This window comes from Macrococcus capreoli, assembly GCF_025628935.1.
In the GTDB taxonomy this organism is placed as follows: domain Bacteria; phylum Bacillota; class Bacilli; order Staphylococcales; family Staphylococcaceae; genus Macrococcoides; species Macrococcoides capreoli.
Genome location: NZ_JAOTIS010000008.1, coordinates 35,311 through 56,298 on the forward strand (window position 1 = coordinate 35,311; position 20,988 = coordinate 56,298).

General features: G+C 34.3%; 15 protein-coding genes. 14 read left to right on the forward strand and 1 reads right to left on the reverse strand.

Translation table 11 applies throughout. The features are described from left to right. The first annotated feature begins 39 nt into the window (after nucleotides 1-39). Together OCL94_RS07245 and OCL94_RS07250 are read left to right on the forward strand one after the other, a co-directional pair. Complete coding sequence (locus OCL94_RS07245; RefSeq protein WP_262996017.1) at nucleotides 40-3,303, forward strand: CDP-glycerol glycerophosphotransferase family protein; 3,264 nt, start codon at nucleotides 40-42, stop codon at nucleotides 3,301-3,303. Beyond that, nucleotides 3,300-4,754, forward strand: coding sequence for a DUF6056 family protein (locus OCL94_RS07250; protein WP_262996019.1), 1,455 nt, complete (start codon nucleotides 3,300-3,302; stop codon nucleotides 4,752-4,754). Before OCL94_RS07245 ends, OCL94_RS07250 begins: the two co-directional genes overlap by 4 nt. Nucleotides 4,755-4,835: 81 nt before the next feature. Here OCL94_RS07250 and OCL94_RS07255 read toward each other — a convergent pair whose 3' ends face one another. Next, nucleotides 4,836-6,854, reverse strand: a complete 2,019-nt coding sequence (locus OCL94_RS07255) for a CDP-glycerol glycerophosphotransferase family protein (protein ID WP_262996021.1) — start codon at nucleotides 6,852-6,854, stop codon at nucleotides 4,836-4,838. Between the two features lie 413 nt (nucleotides 6,855-7,267). Between OCL94_RS07255 and OCL94_RS07260 the strand changes: the two genes are divergently transcribed. The 12 genes from OCL94_RS07260 to OCL94_RS07315 all read left to right on the forward strand — a co-directional run bounded on the left by OCL94_RS07260 (nucleotide 7,268) and on the right by OCL94_RS07315 (nucleotide 20,970). Continuing rightward, nucleotides 7,268-8,527, forward strand: coding sequence for a nucleotide sugar dehydrogenase (locus OCL94_RS07260; RefSeq protein ID WP_411268491.1), 1,260 nt, complete (start codon nucleotides 7,268-7,270; stop codon nucleotides 8,525-8,527). A gap of 86 nt (nucleotides 8,528-8,613) precedes the next feature. Next, on the forward strand, nucleotides 8,614-9,423 hold the full coding sequence (locus tag OCL94_RS07265; RefSeq protein ID WP_262996025.1) for an ABC transporter permease: 810 nt from the start codon (nucleotides 8,614-8,616) through the stop codon (nucleotides 9,421-9,423). Between the two features lie 9 nt (nucleotides 9,424-9,432). Then, entirely contained in the window at nucleotides 9,433-10,620 is a 1,188-nt protein-coding gene (locus OCL94_RS07270; protein WP_262996027.1) for a glycosyltransferase family 4 protein, read from the forward strand. 13 nt (nucleotides 10,621-10,633) lie between these two features. Next, nucleotides 10,634-11,983 (forward strand): glycosyltransferase, encoded by a 1,350-nt coding sequence (locus OCL94_RS07275; protein ID WP_262996029.1) that lies wholly within the window; start codon nucleotides 10,634-10,636, stop codon nucleotides 11,981-11,983. After that, a complete protein-coding gene (locus OCL94_RS07280) occupies nucleotides 11,976-12,884 on the forward strand; it encodes an ABC transporter ATP-binding protein (RefSeq protein ID WP_262996031.1) in 909 nt (302 codons plus the stop codon). The genes OCL94_RS07275 and OCL94_RS07280 overlap by 8 nt, the downstream gene beginning before the upstream one ends. Before the next feature lie 17 nt (nucleotides 12,885-12,901). After that, a complete protein-coding gene (locus OCL94_RS07285; protein ID WP_262996033.1) occupies nucleotides 12,902-14,056 on the forward strand; it encodes a glycosyltransferase family 4 protein in 1,155 nt (384 codons plus the stop codon). Beyond that, nucleotides 14,049-14,435 carry a hypothetical protein gene (locus OCL94_RS07290; RefSeq protein ID WP_262996035.1) on the forward strand — a complete coding sequence of 129 codons (387 nt, stop codon included), beginning with the start codon at nucleotides 14,049-14,051 and terminating at the stop codon, nucleotides 14,433-14,435. The genes OCL94_RS07285 and OCL94_RS07290 overlap by 8 nt, the downstream gene beginning before the upstream one ends. Then, nucleotides 14,435-16,051, forward strand: a complete 1,617-nt coding sequence (locus OCL94_RS07295) for a glycosyltransferase (protein WP_262996037.1) — start codon at nucleotides 14,435-14,437, stop codon at nucleotides 16,049-16,051. The genes OCL94_RS07290 and OCL94_RS07295 overlap by 1 nt, the downstream gene beginning before the upstream one ends. Before the next feature lie 283 nt (nucleotides 16,052-16,334). Then, nucleotides 16,335-17,441, forward strand: a complete 1,107-nt coding sequence (locus OCL94_RS07300) for a serine hydrolase domain-containing protein (protein ID WP_262996039.1) — start codon at nucleotides 16,335-16,337, stop codon at nucleotides 17,439-17,441. A gap of 259 nt (nucleotides 17,442-17,700) precedes the next feature. Then, nucleotides 17,701-18,381: a YveK family protein gene (locus OCL94_RS07305; RefSeq protein WP_262996041.1), complete on the forward strand. Its 681-nt coding sequence runs from the start codon at nucleotides 17,701-17,703 to the stop codon at nucleotides 18,379-18,381. A gap of 17 nt (nucleotides 18,382-18,398) precedes the next feature. Further along, on the forward strand, nucleotides 18,399-19,118 hold the full coding sequence (locus OCL94_RS07310; protein ID WP_262996043.1) for a CpsD/CapB family tyrosine-protein kinase: 720 nt from the start codon (nucleotides 18,399-18,401) through the stop codon (nucleotides 19,116-19,118). A gap of 16 nt (nucleotides 19,119-19,134) precedes the next feature. Then, on the forward strand, nucleotides 19,135-20,970 hold the full coding sequence (locus OCL94_RS07315) for a polysaccharide biosynthesis protein (protein WP_262996045.1): 1,836 nt from the start codon (nucleotides 19,135-19,137) through the stop codon (nucleotides 20,968-20,970). Nucleotides 20,971-20,988: the final 18 nt, after the last annotated feature.

The window sequence follows — 20,988 nt, forward strand, 5'->3', positions numbered from 1 at the left end:
AACTTTTATAGGGAATGAATTAAGGAATTAGGTGAAAACATGTATCAAATTAAAATACAACAAATCGATGAACGAATAATACTATCAAACATCGATACTTCTTATCAATGGATCCAGCTTAAATACAATACGACGTTAATTGAGCTGCCGATTACGAATCAAACAGTGACGATAAACTTAAATGATTTAGTCGATACACATTTTGCTTTAGCGAAACGTATCGATATTATATTGGTAAAAGATGAACTGAAAGAAATGATCCAGGCCGATGATGACAATGCAGAAGAAAATAGTGCAGATGACATCAAAATAGATAATCCAATAGCCGACGATATCGATTTACGCATCAAAAATCGCATCAATTTAAAGACTTTCGATATTAGCGTCCAACCATTTCACAGCGTCTACCATAACGACATTCGCATCACACCGTACTTCAATAAGAAAGGCTCATTTGCAGTGTCATTATTAAGTACGTTCAAATTAAATACGTATTTCAACTACAAACAAATCGACAAAATTAAATTTTCGCAAAGTGAATTATCTATAGCCGGTAAGTTCTCAGTCATCAACAGTAAAGTTGAACGTGCTAATTTAGTCACAGAATCAAGACATACGGGCATCGCTGTGCGCACGCAATTAAATATCTTCAAGACGGAACGAAGAGCAAACGATGTCTATACTGCCCATTACTTTGATGTAAACGACACGCATGCCTTTGCGCAGTTGTTAACGCATGCACTCCCGGATAACGACATTATCGATTTGTATATTGAACTGCATTTAAACACATTTGCAGAACCGATAAAAGTGAAGATCGGTAATCCGAGAATATTAGCTGAACGCTTTATGTCAGGTACTTTAACCGTTAATGTCAACGGCAATGCGTTTATTCTCGAGCCGTACTTTACTTTAAAAGGGAGAAACTTAAGCTTTAAAGTCGTGCAGCTGAGTGAAGCAAGCAGTATAGCGTATCAACGCGTCTTACTTGCCGATAAACCGAACAATGACAAGCCTGTCTGGGTGATTGGAGAACGTCATTATAAAGCGCAGGATAATGGTTATTTCTTCTTTAAATATTTAAGAGAACATCATCCGGAAATTGATGCGTATTATATTATCGATTTCAATTCACCGGAATACAATAACGTAAAGCCATTCGGAAATGTGATTGACTTCAGGTCGGAAGAACATTTCGACATTATGCATCGCGCGGATAAACTCTTTACGACACATCATCCGGAATTGATATTCCCGTTAAGTAATAAAGCATATGTGAGCTCAGTAAAGGCAGAACGTATCTTCTTACAACACGGCGTACTCGGTACGAAGAATTTAACACAAATCAACGGCAATCAGCTGAATGACTTTAATGTCGATAAATTTGTCGTATCTTCAGACCGTGAGAAACAAATTGTTGTACGTGATTTAAAGTTTGATGACGAACAAGTGATCGTTTCTGGTTTATCACGATTTGATCATTTATTTATGGAAACGCAACCGAAGAAGCAAATATTAATCATTCCGACATGGCGCGACTGGTTGACGAATGAAGCGGCATTTATCGACTCAGAATATAAATGGCGTAATGAAAGTTTATTAAATCATGACCAGCTGAAAGTCATTCAAAATAAAGGTTATGCTATCATCTTCTGCCTGCATCCGAATATGCAGCAGTTTACAGATTTAATCGACATACCAGAATATATTACCGTTATTCGTCAAGGTGATGTTGATGTACAGCAGTTAATTAAAGAAAGTAGCTTAATGATTACTGATTATTCAAGTGTCGCGTTTGACTTTAGTTTCCTGTACAAACCTGTTATTTATTATCAGTATGACAAACAACGTTTCTTAGGTAAATTACCGTCTCATTTAGATATTGAGAATGAATTACCGGGTAAGATTGCAAACGATGAAGACGAAGTCATCACATTACTAAACAACTTTATCGCGCTGAACTTCCAGATTAATCAGCAATTAAAAGGAAAAATTGATAAATTCATTAATCATCGTGACCAGCACAATTCAGAACGCCTATTTAAAGCGGTTGTTCACGAAGCAGTGCCATTTAAAGAAAAAGTAAAACGTGATATTAAAAACGATATACTCGTACAGCATTTCTATAAACGTTATCGTAAAAATAAAAAAGCGTACTACAGTACGATGAAAGCAATGAACAAATTTCTTGCGATGTTTCATCCAGGTGATTCGAAACTGATATTCTTTGAAAGCAATGTCGGTAAAGGGGTATCGGACAGCCCGAAAGTCATTTATGACGCATTGAAAGCATATCCGCACGATTTCAAGATTGTGTGGGTGACGAATAATGTGTATCCATTCGATGATGAACGTGTGATTACAGTGAAACGTTTATCATTCGAATATTTCTACTATATTTCAATTGCGCGTTTCTGGGTCAACAATCAGAATTTCCCGTATTATATTCAAAAGCATATAAACTGTGAATATATTCAGACATGGCATGGGACACCGTTAAAGAAAATGCTGAATGATGTCGCTGTATTTGAAGGGCGCGACGAAGGGTATAAGATGCGTGTTAATACCGCAACGCAAAAGTGGGATTATTTAGTGTCACCAAGCCGTTACGCAAGTGCATGTTTCAAAAGCGCATTCCACTTTAACAAGACGATGTTAGAAGTAGGTTATCCGCGTAATGACTGGGCATATCAGCTGAATGATGAAGCGTTCATCGATTATCAAAATGTCATTAAGAAAAAAGCAGGCATCGAAGATCATAGAAAAGTCATTTTATACGCTCCGACATTTAGAGATGACGAGTTAAAACAGGATGTTGTCGAACTACCATTTGATCTAGAGGTATTACGACCGCTTGCAGAAGAGTATATTCTGTTAATTAAGACACATATGTTAGTCGGTAAGAAGTTATCGATTCCAGAGCAATATAATGATTTCGTTTATAATGTATCAAGTTATAAAGATATTAACGAATTGTATGCGATCAGTGATATTTGTATTACGGATTATTCATCGGTTATGTTTGATTATGCGAATACGAAGAAGCCACTGCTATTCTACACGTATGATTTAGAGAATTACCGTGATAATTTAAGAGGATTTTATATGGATTTAGAGCAGGAAGCGCCGGGGCCATTGCTAAAAGATAGTGCCTCATTATATGATAGTATTCACAATATCCAACAAGTAACGACGCAATTTAAAGATAAGTATGATGCATTTTATCAGAAGTATTGTGAGTTTGAAGCGGGTACTGCAGCGAAAAGTATTGTTGAAAATATTATCTTTAAGGAGAAGCTATGAATTTAAAGCAATTGACTAACAAAAAAGTAAATGCATTTGCATTTATTTTTTTGTTCTATTTAATAATGAGTATGTGTATACCGTTAACCGGAGATGACTGGACGTGGAAGTCTGCACGAGGGATTGAGCGATTGCAATCGTGGTTTGATAACTATAATGGTCGATATATTAGTAATATATTAGAAATAGTACTCGTACGTGCTTCATTGTTAAAAGTACTATTCATGACGGTTGTGTCGTTTTTAACGGTTGTTTATATGAATAAATTAATGCATTTTAAACTCCATCCATTAATATCATTTATACTGGTCTGTTTATTACCTTTACCGGTGTTTGCGCAGACGTACGGATGGGTTGCAGGATATGTGAATTATAATATATCAATTCTGTTAGTGTTAATTACGTTAAATCTGTATCAGACGGTGACAGAACGCACTAATTACCGCAAATTATTGGCATACGTTAGTTTCGCTTTCATCGCGATGTTATTTGTAGAACATGTATCGCTTTATTTACTGATTATGTCATTGTATTTTAATGGATTATACTATTATCACCATAAACGTATTAATAAAGCATTACTTGCGTTACTCGTAGGGCATGTAATAGGGTTTATCGTGATGTTTACGAACAAAGCGTATGTATCGATATTTGTTGGTGAAGATACGTATCGAACGATTAAAGATGATCGTCCGTTTATCGTTCGTGCGATTCAAATCTTTGTTGAACAAATGAATGCGCTATTTGGCGTGTATAATATACCGTTACTAACGATACTTTTCGTCGTGTTTATCCTTTTATTACGCCGTTACAACGTAAACCGATACATCATTATGGCAGGGATATATTTGTTTACTTTAAATATCATCACGAATCTCGAGTTAGTTAAAGTGTTATTCAATACAAGTGAAATGACAACACTACATTCAATATCAGCACTATTATTGTTAAGTTCATTTATTTATATGTTTACGGTCGTCATACTTTATCGTAAGCAGGCAGTCGTATTTAGAACGGTATTGTTTTATTTGATTGGCTTTGCGTTATTAACCGGACCGTTCTTTGTCATTACACCGTACGGAGGCCGCTGTGCTTTGGCGAGCTTAATCTTCATGATCATGATAATACTCGTCATCATTGATCATTTAATGAGCGATACGCAAATAGCATGGACGTATCGCTATCATTATCACATTTTAGCGTTTACAGTCGTCTTCGGTATCATTGCATATTTAATACCGTTAAGTGCAAATAAGATAACAGAGATGCACCGTGATGCTGAACTAAAAGATATGAAAGCAACAAATAAATCTGTACCAATTAAGATGTTACCGTATCCGGAATATCATCAAATGCCAGATCCAATTGAAAGCGTGTATATGACGCAGTTTTATAAAGAGAATTTAAACATTCCTCAATCGGTGAAGTTAGTGCCAGAAAATAATAAGTAAAAAAGATAAATGTAATATAAAAAGAAACGGAAACAACGTCGATCGTTGATTTCCGTTTCTTTTTTTTCAATCATTTAGCTCTTATTCATGCTGATTATTATGCTTCAATATTGCATCAATTATTCTACTGCTGGCGTGACCATCTTCAAAGCGGTTCATATCAGTATAAAAGGCTTTTTGGTTGAATGCATTATCATAATCTTTATTCAGCACCGTATTGATTTGCTGGAAAAGCTCTTCATTTGTCGTGCAGATCGGGCCTGGGAGTTGTGTGTAATAATCCATGTAAAAACCGCGTAATTCATCTTTATAAAATTCTAAATCATAGCTAAAGAATATAACCGGTCGGTTTAATATGCTGTAATCGAAGAACACACTTGAATAATCTGTAATGAGTACATCGCTAATTAAATATAGGTCCGCAATGTCATCGTAATCCGATACGTTTATAATGCGTGGATGTTCCGGTAAATCCAGTTGTGCTGCGATTAAATAGTGAAGTCTGAGCAGCAATACGGTATCGTCATCGGTATGTTTTAGAAATGCATCAATATCCAGTTTCAAATTAAACGCATAATCACCATCTTCATTATAGTCTGCATCTCGCCATGTCGGCGCATACAGAATGACGTTCTTATGATCTGCTATACCGACACGATGTCTGATGGACGTACAATAATGCTGATCATCTTGACGCAACGCTAACATTTCGTTTCTCGGATAACCGGTCGTTAATATTTTATCTGTCGGTACGTTAAAGCAACGTGTAAATATTGCAGATGAATAGTCATTCGGTGAAATGAGATAATCCCATCGTTCAGCTTCTTTCATAAACTTCAGTTTATATTCTAAAGTTGTCGTATTCGGCAGCTTTACACTTTCCATATCAAGCACAAGTTTCTTTAACGGTGTACCGTGCCACGTTTGAATGTATGTTTGATTTGCTCTTTTCTTCAAATTAGACGGTAATCTCGTATTGCTAATCCAGTATTCACACGTTGCATAGGCCTCGTAATAAGCTTTAGAAAGACGCTCGACTTTAATGGCAGGACCGGGTATTTCAGAGTTTAAATCATTCACAACCCAGTAATATTGATAGTCCGGGTAATGCTGATACATATATTCATATATATATTTCGGGTTATCCGAATAACCACGTCCGTTGAAAGATTCAAAGATAAATGTATTATTTCGAACTGGTAAATGTAGCTGGATCATTTCATACGTTGTATAGTCTAATTTCGTACGGTCTTTTATGATGCGCTTAACTGCACGTAATGCAGTGCGGGTTTCATTGATTAACGCAACGGCCGGCAATTGTTGTAACATCGCCGGGATGAATGCGTTGAAGCGACGTTGATAGTGCTTTATTCGGTAATACGCTATTAAATCTTCTTTACATACGTTAATGATCGTCAATAATTCATCGTTGGATGGATCCATCTGAATCTTTAATATGCGGTCGATATACAGTTCGATTGGATTGCATTGTTGATTCGTTTGCTCGCTTATGACACGACTACCGTATTGTAATAACGCCTTTAAATACTTACATTTATAAGACGTCGGAATATCACGAGAACTTAATAAATCGTTGTATAGATTATGCTGTGCCGTATCTGTTATATCAGGATACAAGATGTCATAAATGAACGCTAACGGATAATAATAAAGACTGTTTGCATTGAAACGGTGTTGTTTAATTTGTGCTTTAGAGAATACATATTGAGATAAATCATTTGATAGTGCTTTGCTTGATTGAACAGGCCAATGAAACGGCATATCCAGTTGATATGCATTAGGAAAGTAGACATGCGTATAATCATCTGCTGTAATGAGGGTATTCAACAGATCAATCATTTCAGCAAAGTGATGATAATAATACGTTTCGAATGGTGTTTGAACTGTGTTATATTGCGCTGGCAGTATTAATACAGTGTGTACGGAAGTGAAGTCTTGTTGCTGATTCTCTTTCTGTTTCGCTTTTTGTGTCACTTTCTGTTTCTCTTCTATTGTATGAATGTATTGTTCAAGCGTTGTTGCACTTGGTATTACTTGAAGGAGTGGCTCATTGAATAATAATATATTTTTAAGTTGCATTCGTATCACGTGCTTTCTATTAGAGTTCAGTCTTAATTATAGTGAATGATCGTGTAATAACAAAGGATGATGCTATGGGTGTTGATGGTACTACATGTTCTGTTACGTATAAACTTATTATAGGATAGTCATCGCGATTATGTAAATTTAATGTAAAGTATATTAATAAATTAATGACCATTTTAACCGACTGTAAACGGTTAATTAAGAATATGTAAAACCTTTGTAAATCAATATTAACCCTTCTTTTAATAGGTTATGATTGATGAATAGCAGCATTGTTGTACGTATGAATGCATCAATTGATTAATTTATATATCATTTCAAAGATATAAATGTAGTACACATATACAGAAATGTTAATACAAATAAGCATTACAACATTGTTGACAACATCTATTAAAAGGACGGTAATGATTTTGAATATTACAACAATCGGTTTAGGTTACATCGGTCTACCCACATCAATTATGTTTAGTAAATATGATGCGAATGTTGTAGGTGTCGACATTAATCAGAAAGCAGTTGACTTATTAAATAGCGGTCAAATTCATATAGAAGAACCTGGCTTACAGGAAGCATTTGAAGCAGTATTAAAGAAAGGGAAGTTCAAAGCAACGACAACGCCTGAGAAAGCGGATTGTTTCATTATTGCAGTACCAACACCAAATAATGCAGATCAATTCAAGTCTTGTGATATTTCAATGGTAATGAGCGCCGTTGAATCCATCTTACCTTTAGTTGAAAAAGGCAACACGATTATCGTTGAATCAACAATCGCGCCAAGAACGATGGACGATTTCGTTAAACCGTTAGTCGAATCAAAAGGATTTGTGATTGGTGAAGATGTTTATTTAGTTCACTGTCCGGAACGAGTATTACCAGGTCAAATTATGCATGAATTAATTCATAACAACCGTATTATCGGTGGGGTAACGCCTGCATGTATTGAAGCGGGTAAGAAGATTTACGGTTTATTTGTACAAGGTGAAATGATTGAAACGGATGCGAAGACAGCTGAAATGAGTAAGTTAATGGAGAACACGTACCGTGACGTTAATATTGCATTAGCGAATGAGCTTGCTAAGATTTGTAACACGTTAGATATTAATGCATTAGACGTTATTGCGATGGCGAATAAACATCCACGTGTGAATTTACATACGCCAGGTCCTGGTGTTGGTGGGCATTGTTTAGCAGTTGACCCGTATTTCATCATTGCGAAAGATCCAATTAATTCACAAATGATTCAGATGGCACGCAGCATTAATAATGGTATGCCTCACTATGTCGTGAGCACAGTGAAAGCGATGCTTAAAAAGGTCGATGGCCAAAAAGTAACGATCTTTGGTTTAACATATAAAGGTGACGTTGATGATATTCGTGAATCACCAGCATTTGATATTTATGAAATGTTAAAGGCAGAACAAGTGGAAGTTGTCGCATATGATCCACACGTTGATAAACCATTTGTAGAGAAAGATTTAACTGTAGCTGTGAAAGATAGCGATTTAGTGCTTGTATTAAGTGATCATTCAGAGTTTAAAACGTTAACAGATAAAGACTTCGCAGGAATGCGTCATCAAGTAATATTTGATACGAAGCATGTCATTAAATCACAATTTAATGATGTGGCATACTATAACTATGGAAATTTATATCAATACGAATAAGTTAAGGTTGGGATACTATATTCCAGCCTCATTTGGTTTGAAATTTTTTAAATTACAATAAAAATCGAGTGTATTAGGAGTTTATTATGAAAGCATTATTCAAACTCATAGAAGAGCAGTTAACACATGTAGAATTAATCTACAAATTAGCCATTTATAACATTAAAAGTGAATATACGAACCATTATTTAGGCGTCTTCTGGAATTTCCTGCAACCGATGATGCAAGTCGGTTTATACTATGTCGTCTTCGGATTAGGACTGCGTGGTACGCATAATGAAATTGACGGTATTCTATATATCGTCATGCTCATCAGTGGATTATTCCCATGGTTATTTATTTCACAATCCATCAATGCCGGTGCAAGCGCGATTCAGTCTAAGCTTGGCTTAGTCACAAAGATGAAGTTTCCGTCAAGTACGTTGTTATCAATTTCATTTACGAACGCATTAATCAATTTAATCATTACAACGTCCATTTTATTTATTATTTCACTGTGGATGCATCTCGTCCCAGCATGGCATTATTTATTCTTTATTTATTTTATCTTTAGCAGCTATATGCTCATCTTCGGGATATCTCTTGTGATGAGTACGATGGTCATCTTAGTAAGAGATACAAAGAATTTATTACAGAACGTGATGCGTATGGCATTCTTCTTAACGCCAATTTTCTGGACAGTTGAACATGCCAATCATTTATTAACAAAGATTTCAGATTTAAATCCATTCAGCTATTTAATAGGAATATACCGACTCAGTTTCATTAGGGGAACAACGCATATGTACGGTAATATATATGATCATTTTTATTTCTGGGCGGTTACGTTATTTATTTTAACGCTCGGTGCTCATATTCATTTTAAATTTAGAAATAAATTAGTAGATTATTTATAGGAGTAGACAATGCCGAAAATATTACTCGTCACACAAAATTTTTATCCGGAAATCGGTTCAGCAGCGAACCGCATGAAAAATCTATTTCTGCATTTAAAAGCGAATGGTTATGATGTCCACGTCTTTACGACAGAACCGTCATATCCCAATCGAAATATGTACAAAAATAAAAAATATTACTATGATGAAACGATCAATGCACTGGAAGGTACAAAAATTACACGTATTAGCATGCGTCATGAAAAACATAAACATTCGATGACATCACGCATATACCATTACACAGAGTTTATGTTAAAAGTACATTATTTCGTACGAAAAACAAGTCACTTGTTTGATTACATATATGTCTCAAGCCCAAACATTTTTACAGCCTGGGGGACTTTATTTTTTCAAAAGACAAATACGCAGCGCATACTAGAAATACGTGATTTATGGCCGGATAGTGTCGTAGCGCTGGATACGATGAATATTAAACCCGTACTACCTATGCTTGTACAACTCGAACGCCAGATGTATAACAATGCAGACAAGATAGTCGTTAATAATACGGCGTTTATACCGCATATTAAGCAGATGTTAAGCGCAAATAAGCCGATGTTGTATTTACCGAATGCGATCAATAGTAAAGAGAATCAACTGCCAGCACAATCATCATCGTTTAGTGTTGTCTATTCCGGGAATGTCGGTTTAGCCCAAAATATTGACCAGCTCATCGAAATTGCTGAGCGTTTAAATGAAGCACAAATTACGTTCAATGCGATAATTTACGGCGTGAATGCGAATCAATTTAAAGCGTATGTGAAAGAAAGACAATTGAAATATGTTAACGTATTTGATCCGATGCCGCGTCAAGAATGCTTGCAACTCATGGCGAAAAGCCATATCGCATTATCGATATTGAAAGACACAGACGTCTTCTTAAACGTCATGCCTGGCAAAGTGATCGATGCGATTTGCTCAAACGTATTAATCGTTACGAATTTAGGTGGCGATACGAATCAATTAATTAACGAAGAACAGATTGGATACGCCCGTGAAAGTGCTACAACGGATGAATTAATGACCGCGATACTAGAATACAAGCATAATAGACAACTGTATCAAGAGCATAGAAATAATACGATTAAAATAAAAAATAGAGATTTTATCTGGGAGAAAAATATTCATAAACTGATAAACTTTATTGAAGCGTAAAGTGGAGGAAACAATGAAAAAAATTACGATGTTTGTATGGAATCATTTTACGAATGATGCGCGTGTGAATAGAGAATGTACAACGTTAAGTGAAGATTTCGATGTACATTTAATTGCGATTGATGATCCGAAAGACGATAAAGTATTACGCAGCGAAACAATCAATCCACATTTCAACGTATCACGAGTGAAACGTTATCCATTTATTATTGAATGCTATCAAAAAGATAAACGTAACTTTGCGATAACCGTGGGTGCCGTAACGACTGTTATCGGTGCTGGATTATTCTTTTACAACTGGATGCTACTAATTTATTTAGCGAGTTTATTACTTGTCGCTTTATTAGGTGCTAAATTCGGCAAGCTCACGAAATATTTCGTAAACAGTATGATTATATTACGTATGATTATAAAAGGTTATAAAGACAATGCAGATATTTATCACTCGAATGATTTAAATACATTACCACAAGGGATAGTATGTTCGAAATTCAGATTAAAGCCTAAGAAGTTAGTGTACGACTCACATGAAGTGCAAACATCACGTACTGGCTATAATGAGAAGACAATTAAAGTCATCGAAAAGTGTTTATTAAAGTTTGTTGACGAAATGATTGTAGAGAATCATACACGTGCAGCACATAACGAAAAGATTTATGGTTTCTATCCAAAGACGTTATATAACTATTCAGAGTTATATAACATAGACGATAAACCGAGTGCAGGATTACATGCATTACTGAACTTACCGCAAGATGAGAAGATATTACTGTATCAAGGTGGTTTACAGGCAGGTCGTGGTTTGGAACTATTAATTGAAGCAATGCCGAAGATTAAAGAAGGAACGCTTGTCTTTATCGGTAACGGCAAATTAGAAAAAACATTAAAAACGATGGCAGCGAATAGTACGGAGAAAGGCCGAATTAAATTTATTGATAAAGTGCACTTTAAAGATTTACCGTCGTATACGAAAGGTGCATATCTCGGCTTCCAGGTGTTACAAAATATTTGCTTTAACCATTATTCAGCTAGCTCAAATAAATTGTTTGAATATATTATGGCACACGTACCGGTAGTCAGCTGTAACTTCCCTGAAATTAAAAAAGTCGTCGATCAAAATGTTGGGATTGCAGTCGATAGCCATAACGTTGATGCAATAGCTGAAGCAGCGAATACACTAATCGACAATCCAGCACTGAGAAATCAATACAGTGAACAATGTAAACAAGTGAAGTTGCAATATAACTGGGAAGTCGAAAAAGAAAAATTAAAACAATATTATCAGGCAATTGCTGAACAGCCTGAAAAACATGTGTGGCAGGATTTCACACACTTTACAAGTGAGGCGTCAGTCCATGGATAAAGTTATCGTTGAAAATGTCAGTAAAGTATATGATTTAAATCATAAAAAGTCAGATAAACTTAAAGATTTATTCTCATTCCGATTACGTGCCAATGCGAAACCTTACTACGCACTTCGCAATGTATCGTTTAAAGTGAAAGCAGGAGAATCTGTCGGTATTATCGGTTTAAATGGTTCTGGGAAATCAACATTATCTAACTTGTTAGCAGAAGTCACACAACCGACGACCGGTTCAATTGAGATTGATGGACGAAGTTCACTCATTGCTATATCAGCTGGATTGAACAATGAATTTACCGGTGAAGAGAATATTCGTATGAAATGTTTAATGCACGGGATGACAGAACAGGAAGTTAATGCGAAATATGATGACATCGTTGCATTCTCAGAGTTAGGGGAATTTATTAAACAACCGATTAAATCGTATTCAAGTGGGATGCGCTCACGTTTAGGATTTGCGATCGCCATTCATACTGATCCTGATGTGTTAATTGTCGATGAAGCTTTATCAGTTGGAGATGAAACATTCTCAAATAAATGTATCGACAAGATGAAAGAATTTCAACGTAATAACAAGACGATCTTCTTCGTATCGCATTCAGCTGGCCAAATCAGAAAGTTATGTGATAAGGCGCTATGGATTCATTTCGGAGAAGTGCGTGAATACGGAGAGTGTAACCGCGTCGTTGAGCATTATATTCATCACATTAACCAGTATAAGAAGAAGACGAAAGAAGAACAGATGCAATATAAATCAGAAATGCATTTAAAGCAAAGAGCAACACCTGACACACCAATATATGAAGTACAGGAGAAAAATGAAAATCAACTAAGCTTTATCTTTATTGCACTATTCGGCATCATTACGATGATTGCTACCTGGTTACAATTTATACAATAAAAGCTGGAGGTACTATTGTGAATAAAAGATTTTTAGTCGTATGTAACGCGTATCCATCGAAAGATGCGATATACCGCAATGGCTTTATCCACCGCCGTGTGAAAGCTTACCAACAAAAAGGATTAACAGTAGATGTATTCTATTTGCATGTGAACGCAACTGAAGTTGAAGTGTATCAATATGATGGCGTGAACGTCACTTTCGGTAATGAGTTGCATTACAAACAATTTTTATTGGACAATCAGCACATTTATCAAACGTTCTTAATCCATTTCATTAATCCACATATGTACTATCCAATCATTGAAACGATTAAAAATCCGAAATTTGTGATCTGGATTCATGGGTTTGAAGCGGAAGCATGGCACAGAAGATGGTTTAACTTCTTATCAAGTGCTGCTGAACTGAAACAAATTCTTGATAAAGCAGAAGATTATTATCCGACGCAACTTGAATTTATGAACCAACTGTATAAAGAAACAAACTATGATATTACATTTATTCACGTATCTGAGTGGTTTAAGACACATATCGCAGACGTTGATGCGAAATTCTCACCGCTGAACTATGAAATCATTCCAAATATCGTTGATTCTAACGTGTTTAACTATGTGAAGAAAGAACGTAAAGGGAAACTGAAAGTATTATCAATCCGCCCGTTTGCATCATATAAATATGCGAATGATCAGACAGCCGATGCGATTCATCTATTATCAAAGAAACCATTCTTTAATGATTTAGAATTTCATATATATGGTGAAGGGAAGCTGTACAATACTATTACTGATTCATTCATTAAATATGACAACGTGAAATTACATAATACATTCTTAGAACAAAAAGATATCGCAAAAATTCATAAACAATTTGATGTCTTTTTATGTCCGACGCGTTTAGACTCACAAGGCGTTTCAATGTGTGAAGCAATGAGTAGTGGACTTGTTGTTGTTTCGTCAAACGTTACTGCGATTCCGGAGTTTGTAACGCATAATGAAACTGGCTTACTGGCGGATAAAGAATCTCCAGCTTCCCTTGCATATCAAATTGAACGTCTGTACTTTAATGACGTGTTATTCAATAAGATTTCAGCACAGGCTGCGCAATCGATTCGTGATATCGCGAGTGAATCTGTCGTAATTGAAAAAGAATTGAAGGTGATTTTAAATGACTGATCATATTAACTGGAAAGAACGATATCTTGAGTTAGAATCACAAATGTTAGATATGATGAAGATGACACAACGTCTCATCATTGATGAACGCAATCATCAAAACGTATATGTTAATAAAACGGTAATTAATCAAATCGACGACACACTTGAAATCGTAGCGATTGCTGTGGGGAATAAACCGCAATTTTTATTTGAAGTTATCAATGAAAAAGAAAAAGTGTTATATCGAAAACATACGAAATATAAAAACTCTATAAAAATTAATCAGCTATTATTTAAAGAGCCATTTAAAATTAAAATCAGTATCAAAAATGATACGAGTGAGAGCTTTACGAGTTTTTATGAAACGCATATTCTCAATGAGGAGAGTGCTTATTAATGACGAAAAAAATATTAGTATCAGGATTTATTAATACGAACGTACTGGATGGCTCTGCAATCTTTATGTCGAGTTTAACACAAGTGCTTGCGATGCACCCACAGGCACAAATTGAAGTGTTACTCGCTGTACCGAATGAACGCGATATCGTGTTAGGGGATATTGAACGACTAAACAATGTGAAAATTATTGATCCATTCTCGGATGAACGATTTAGCCAGTTTGAATATTTAAAGCACAATAAATTAACGAAACCACAATATGGGGAATTAATTCATGTAATTGATCAAATGGAGCACTATGAAGCCATCTTTATTCGTTCATTAGAAGTTGTAGAATACTTGTTACAACAACAGCCACAAATTGCACATAAATTATTTGCGTATATTACGGGCGTGACGGTAAGTACGCAACAACTTGATGAACAGCTGATAGCGTTACTTACACAGATAACAAGTAACCAAGGTTATTTGTTATGTCAGACTGAAGAAATGAAACAACATATATTAAGTCAGACATCCATTCAGCAAGACCGAATTATCGACTTAAATCCGATGATTCCGAATCAACAGGAATCATTTGAAGCGTTGTTTGTGAAGAAAGATAAATACGATACATTCTGCTATACAGGTAAGTTTGCCTATGAATGGAACATTATCGATATGATTGCGCAGTTTAGAGAAATCACTGAATTGTATCCCGATGCGAAATTGTATATTGCCGGTGACCAGTTTAAACAATCGCCGAAATATGAACAGTTTGTACCGTATGCGCGCTATTTAATTGAGAACAGTAAGAACGTTTACTGGGTCGGTGGATTAGCACGCCAGGATACATTGAATTTAATCAATGCATGTGATGTCGGGTTAACGTATCGCCATGATGATTTAAATGATTCGTTAGAGTTATCAACGAAGTTACTTGAATATTGTAGTTTAGGTGTGCCGCCAGTATTAAACCGTACACCGATGCATGAAAGAATATTTGGTCATGATTATCCTTACTTTGCGAATAACAATGCAGAATTTTATCAAGTGATGGAACAAGTGATATTAAATCCTGAACAATATGAAGCAACGGCGAAACATGTGTATGATGTAGCGACACACTACTCGTTTACAGCGACATTCAACCGATTATTACCGTTCCTACCATTTGAGGTAGAACAGGAATTTAATTTAATATCACAAGTGAGCAGACAAAAGCCAGTGTATATCGATAAGACAGACAATAAAGCAGCGGTGTATTTAACGCAGCAATATATGAATTCGATAAAAGATATTATCGCACATTACAGCATTGTCGATGTGAAAGTCGTTGGTGAGAAAGCAGTCTTTACATTGAGTGATGAGGCGAGTGATACGACACAACTGCTTGATATATTACAGCAAGTGGAAGCGGCTAAACCGAAGACACAAGCGAAATCGAAGACAGGTTTCTCAATTAATCAAGTGCAGAAACAATATAATAAAGTTGATATTAATGTAGATAAGTTAGTGAAAGAGAATCGCCGACTAAGAAAAGATTTAAAACGTATTCGTACGAAATACAATAATTTAGCAAATTCTAAACTAGGATCAATTCAAAAGAAATACTGGAAATATCGTAGTAAGTAATTAACGTAGCGAGTAATTAATTGAGTAAGTAATTAACATACTAAAAAAAATTACCATAGTCAGCTATTTCAATGATTACAAGCTGAAACATTAATAAAATACCGAACAAAGGGATTGATAACACGTTACAACGTTAAAATTATCTTTGTTCGGTATTTGCTATTTGTATACATATCAACATGAACATAATTTCTTTATCAAAACAATAGCAATCATTGTGAAAAATGCATATAATCATACATGTTCAATGTATTAAAAATAATAAAATTAAGAAGTGAAGAGAATGATGAAATTAAATAAGAAATTCAAAATCAAAAAATTAATATACGTACTACTCATCTTTACGGTAATGTTAAGTGGGTGTGCGCATATTAATATAAGAGATATGTGGTTTAAAGATTATAAATCAGCACGTAAACAAATGGAAAGTGAATTGCCGAAGAATATATCGGAAAGAATTAATCGTCTGATTGTTGATAATCAGTATAGCGGTACAATCTATATCAATTACAAAGGTAAAGAATATAAAAATGCATATGGGTTTCAAAATATTGACGGGAAAATAAGAAATGACAATGATACGATGTATTTAGTAGGATCAGCGAATAAGTTTATTACAGCGTTGATGATTAAAAAGTTAGAGAAACAGCATAAGATATCATTAAATGATTTAGTTGTGAATTATATACCTGCGTTTCCGAATAAACAAGCGACGGTGATGGATTTATTGTTACATAAATCAGGGTTGAAGCCTTATGAACCGGCACCGACTGTGAATTCACTGGAACAATCGATTGCGCAAATTAATCAAGTAGGATTGGACGCAAGTAAAATAGGAATATATAAATATAATGATGCGAATTATATTACGCTTGCGAAAATATTGGAAGTTGTAACGCATGTACCGTATGAGACGAATTTAGAGAATATGATTGTGAAGCCGTATCATTTGGAGCATACAGGGACGTCTAAAAATACGGTGTTACAATCGCATTTCGCTGAAGGGATGCAATTTAAGAATGGAAAGTTGAATAAGGTTGAAGCGACGCAACCGAGTGCATTTTATGGTGCTGGTGATTTGTATATGTCACCGAGTGATTACGCGAAAGTAGTGAATGCGTTTAAGACGTATCATGTGTTTGATCGCGCGACGACGCTTAAAATGTTGAACTATACGGAGATTAAGCAGAGATATCGATACGGCATGCATGTGAAGCGTGGGTACTATAGAACGCGTGGGTATTTGTACGCGCAGGATTTGTTGTGTTTGTTTAATAAGGATTATACGATTGTTATAGCGACGAATAAGGTTGGGGTGAAAGGGAAGCTGAGTAACTCGCAGATGATGGAAGGAATCAAGAAAATTCTGTTGAAGAGTAAGATTAAGTAAAATAGTTAGCTCATGCATTTATATTGCATGGGCTATTTTTTTGTAAATATATTGTAAATTTTTAGACATTAGTGTTACAAGCATATACTAAATAGTGTTTATTAAGTAGAATTATTGTAAACAATTAATCTGTCAAAAATATGCTTAATTAGTATAGAATTTTGGAATTTTTCTAAGTTGAGAAAATATTTTATGATATAATTAATCTGAGTAGATTAAAAAAATAATCTAATATTATTATTAGTCCTAGGAGGAAGTTATGGAAGAGGTTTTAGATTTAGAGAAGATTTTTATTTTACTGAAGAAGAATTTGATGTCTATTATTGGACTGGCTGTTTTAGGTGCAATTATCGCAGCTTTAATTAGTTTCTTCTTAATTACACCGATTTATACTGCTTCAACGCAAATCTTAGTGAATAAGAGTGAAGGACCTTCGCAAATGGAGTTTCAGGCAAACCAAACGGATCTTCAATTAATCAATACGTATAGCGAGATTATTAAGTCACCAGTAATTTTAGATGAGGTTAAAGAAAATCTTAAATTAAAAGATAATTTAATAGGTAAAGTCGCAGTTACAAATACAACGCAATCTAAAGTAATTACACTAACTGTTAGTGAGACTTCAAACGAGAAAGCTGTAAAAATTGCAAATGAAATTACTCAAGTATTTAAAAATAAAATTAATAAAATTATGAAAGTTGATAATGTAACTGTTTTAAATAAGGCAATCAAAAATGATAAAGCTTTGCCAGTAAAACCACAACCTATTCTTAATATTATTATTGGACTTTTTGCAGGTGCTATATTAGCGATATTAATTGGATTCTTAAAAGAAGTATTTGATAAGAGAATTCAAAATGATGAAGATGTACAAAACGTCTTAAATATTCCTGTTATCGGTTCGATACCACATTTTGATGAAAAATCATTAAAAAATTAGTTTAGAGGGAGTCTCAAATGTTTAGAAAAAAATCAAAAGTTGATAAACAAAATAAAAAAAGATTATTAATTACGCATGAATATCCGAAGTCTACAATTAGTGAACAATATCGAATGATCCGTTCTAATATTGATTTCTCAACTGTTGATAAAACAATTAGAACGATTGTTGTAACATCTGCTGCACCATCAGCAGGTAAATCAACTTCTGCAGCGAATATTGCTATTACATATGCACAAGCTGACAAAAAAGTATTATTAATTGATGGAGATTTACGTAAACCGACAGTGCACTATACTTTTGAAACAAACAATGTTATTGGGTTATCAAGCTTAATAACAAAACAAGCAGAATATATTCAAGCGATTAAAAAAACTGAAATTGAAAACTTAGATATTATTACATCCGGTCCAATTCCTCCAAATCCTAGTGAATTACTTGGATCAAATAATATGGAACAGATTATTAAAGAACTATTAGTAAACTATGACGTGATTATTATTGATACTCCTCCAGTACTAGCAGTTACAGATGCTGCAATTCTCTCACAAATCACTGATGGGACAATCCTAGTTACAAATGTTGCAAATAATAATAGAAATCATTTAATAAAAACGAAAGATATTTTAGTTAAAGCTAACGCAAATATTTTAGGGATTATTTTAAATAACGTTAAAAATAGCGATAAAGATGATTATTACTATTACAATTATTATGGTGAAAAAAATAACGAATAGTTTGGAAGTGTAGTTGATGTCAGCAAAAAATAGAACGTTTTTGTTATTAATACTAGATTCTATTATAGTATCTATTTCAATTTTCTTTTGTTATTCAATCTTACAACCATTTTTTAGTACTTATCAATCAAAGTTATTAATTACTTCCTCAATTACTTTATTGATTAGTCATCACGTGTTTGCATATATTTTTAATCTTTATCATCGAGCATGGGAATACGCAAGTATTAAAGAAATGGTTGCAATAGTTAAAGGTGTTACTGCTAGTATTATAACTACATTGATTATAACATTATTACTAAATGGTGAAGTGTTTTTACGATTAATGTTTGTAACTTGGATGATGCATTTAATATTAATTGGTGGATCAAGAATTAGTTGGCGTGTATTAAGAACTTATATTCTTAAAAGAGATTATAAATTAACGCCAACAATGATAGTAGGTGCAGGTAAGGGTGGAAATTTACTTATCCATCAGATGGTAGATACACCATCAATGGGAATGAAACCTATAGTTGCAATTGATGATGATGTTAATAAACAAAGAATTGAAATTTCTGATGGTGTAAAAGTAGTAGGAACAACTAAAGAAATTGAAAATAATGTGAAAAAATATGGGATTAAAAAAATTGTAATTGCAATTCCTAGTTTAAACAAAAATAAATTACGTCAAATATATGATGACGCGATTAAAACGGGTGCTACTGTAATGATCATGCCAAATATAGATGATGTAATGGCAGGAAAGTTAGAAGTTTCCCAATTAAAAAAGGTTGAAGTTGAAGATTTGTTAGGAAGAGAACCGATACATTTAGACGATGATGGTATTAAAGATGTTATTGAAGCTCAAACTATTTTAGTTACTGGTGCTGGAGGATCAATTGGTTCTGAAATTTGTAGACAAGTCATAAAATTTAAACCTAAAAAACTGATATTACTTGGACACGGTGAAAATTCTATTTATTTAATTCATGAAGAATTAAAAAGTAGATTGTTAGGTAGTGTAGAACTAATCCCAATTATTGCAGATGTACAGGATAGAGATAGAATGTTCAAAGTCATGGCAAAATATAGTCCAGATGTGGTTTATCATGCTGCCGCTCATAAACATGTACCGCTTATGGAGTACAATCCGGCTGAAGCAGTTAAGAATAATATTATTGGAACTAAAAATACTGCAGAAGCTTCAATAAATGCAAAAGTTAAACGATTCGTATTGGTATCTACTGATAAAGCGGTAAACCCACCAAATGTAATGGGTGCAACAAAAAGAATTGCTGAAATGATTATACAATCATTAGATAAAACATCTAACGAAACAAGATTAGTCGCTGTAAGGTTTGGGAATGTTTTAGGATCACGAGGTTCAGTAATTCCTAAATTTAAGAAACAGATTGAAGAGGGTGGACCAGTTACAGTAACTCACCCTGAAATGACAAGATATTTCATGACTATTCCAGAAGCTTCACGACTTGTTATTCAAGCTGGTACTTTAGCTAATGGTGGTGAAGTATTCGTTTTGGATATGGGAGAACCCGTTAAGATTGTGGACTTAGCGAGAAATATGATTCGTTTAAGTGGGTTTGATGAAGAGGAAATTGGAATTGATTTTACTGGAGTAAGACCAGGGGAAAAATTATTTGAAGAATTATTAAATGAAGATGAGATTCATGAAGAACAAATTTTTGAAAAAATTTATGTAGGAAAAGTTTCAACACATTCACCTGAATACGTTTTTAAATTATTAGAAGACATAATATCAGAGGATAACAAAGTTTTATATGATGACAGTAAGTTAAAAGAAAAATTACTTGAAATTGTTAGATTAGGTAATCAATTTGATTCTAAATAAACGATGGGAGTTATTTAA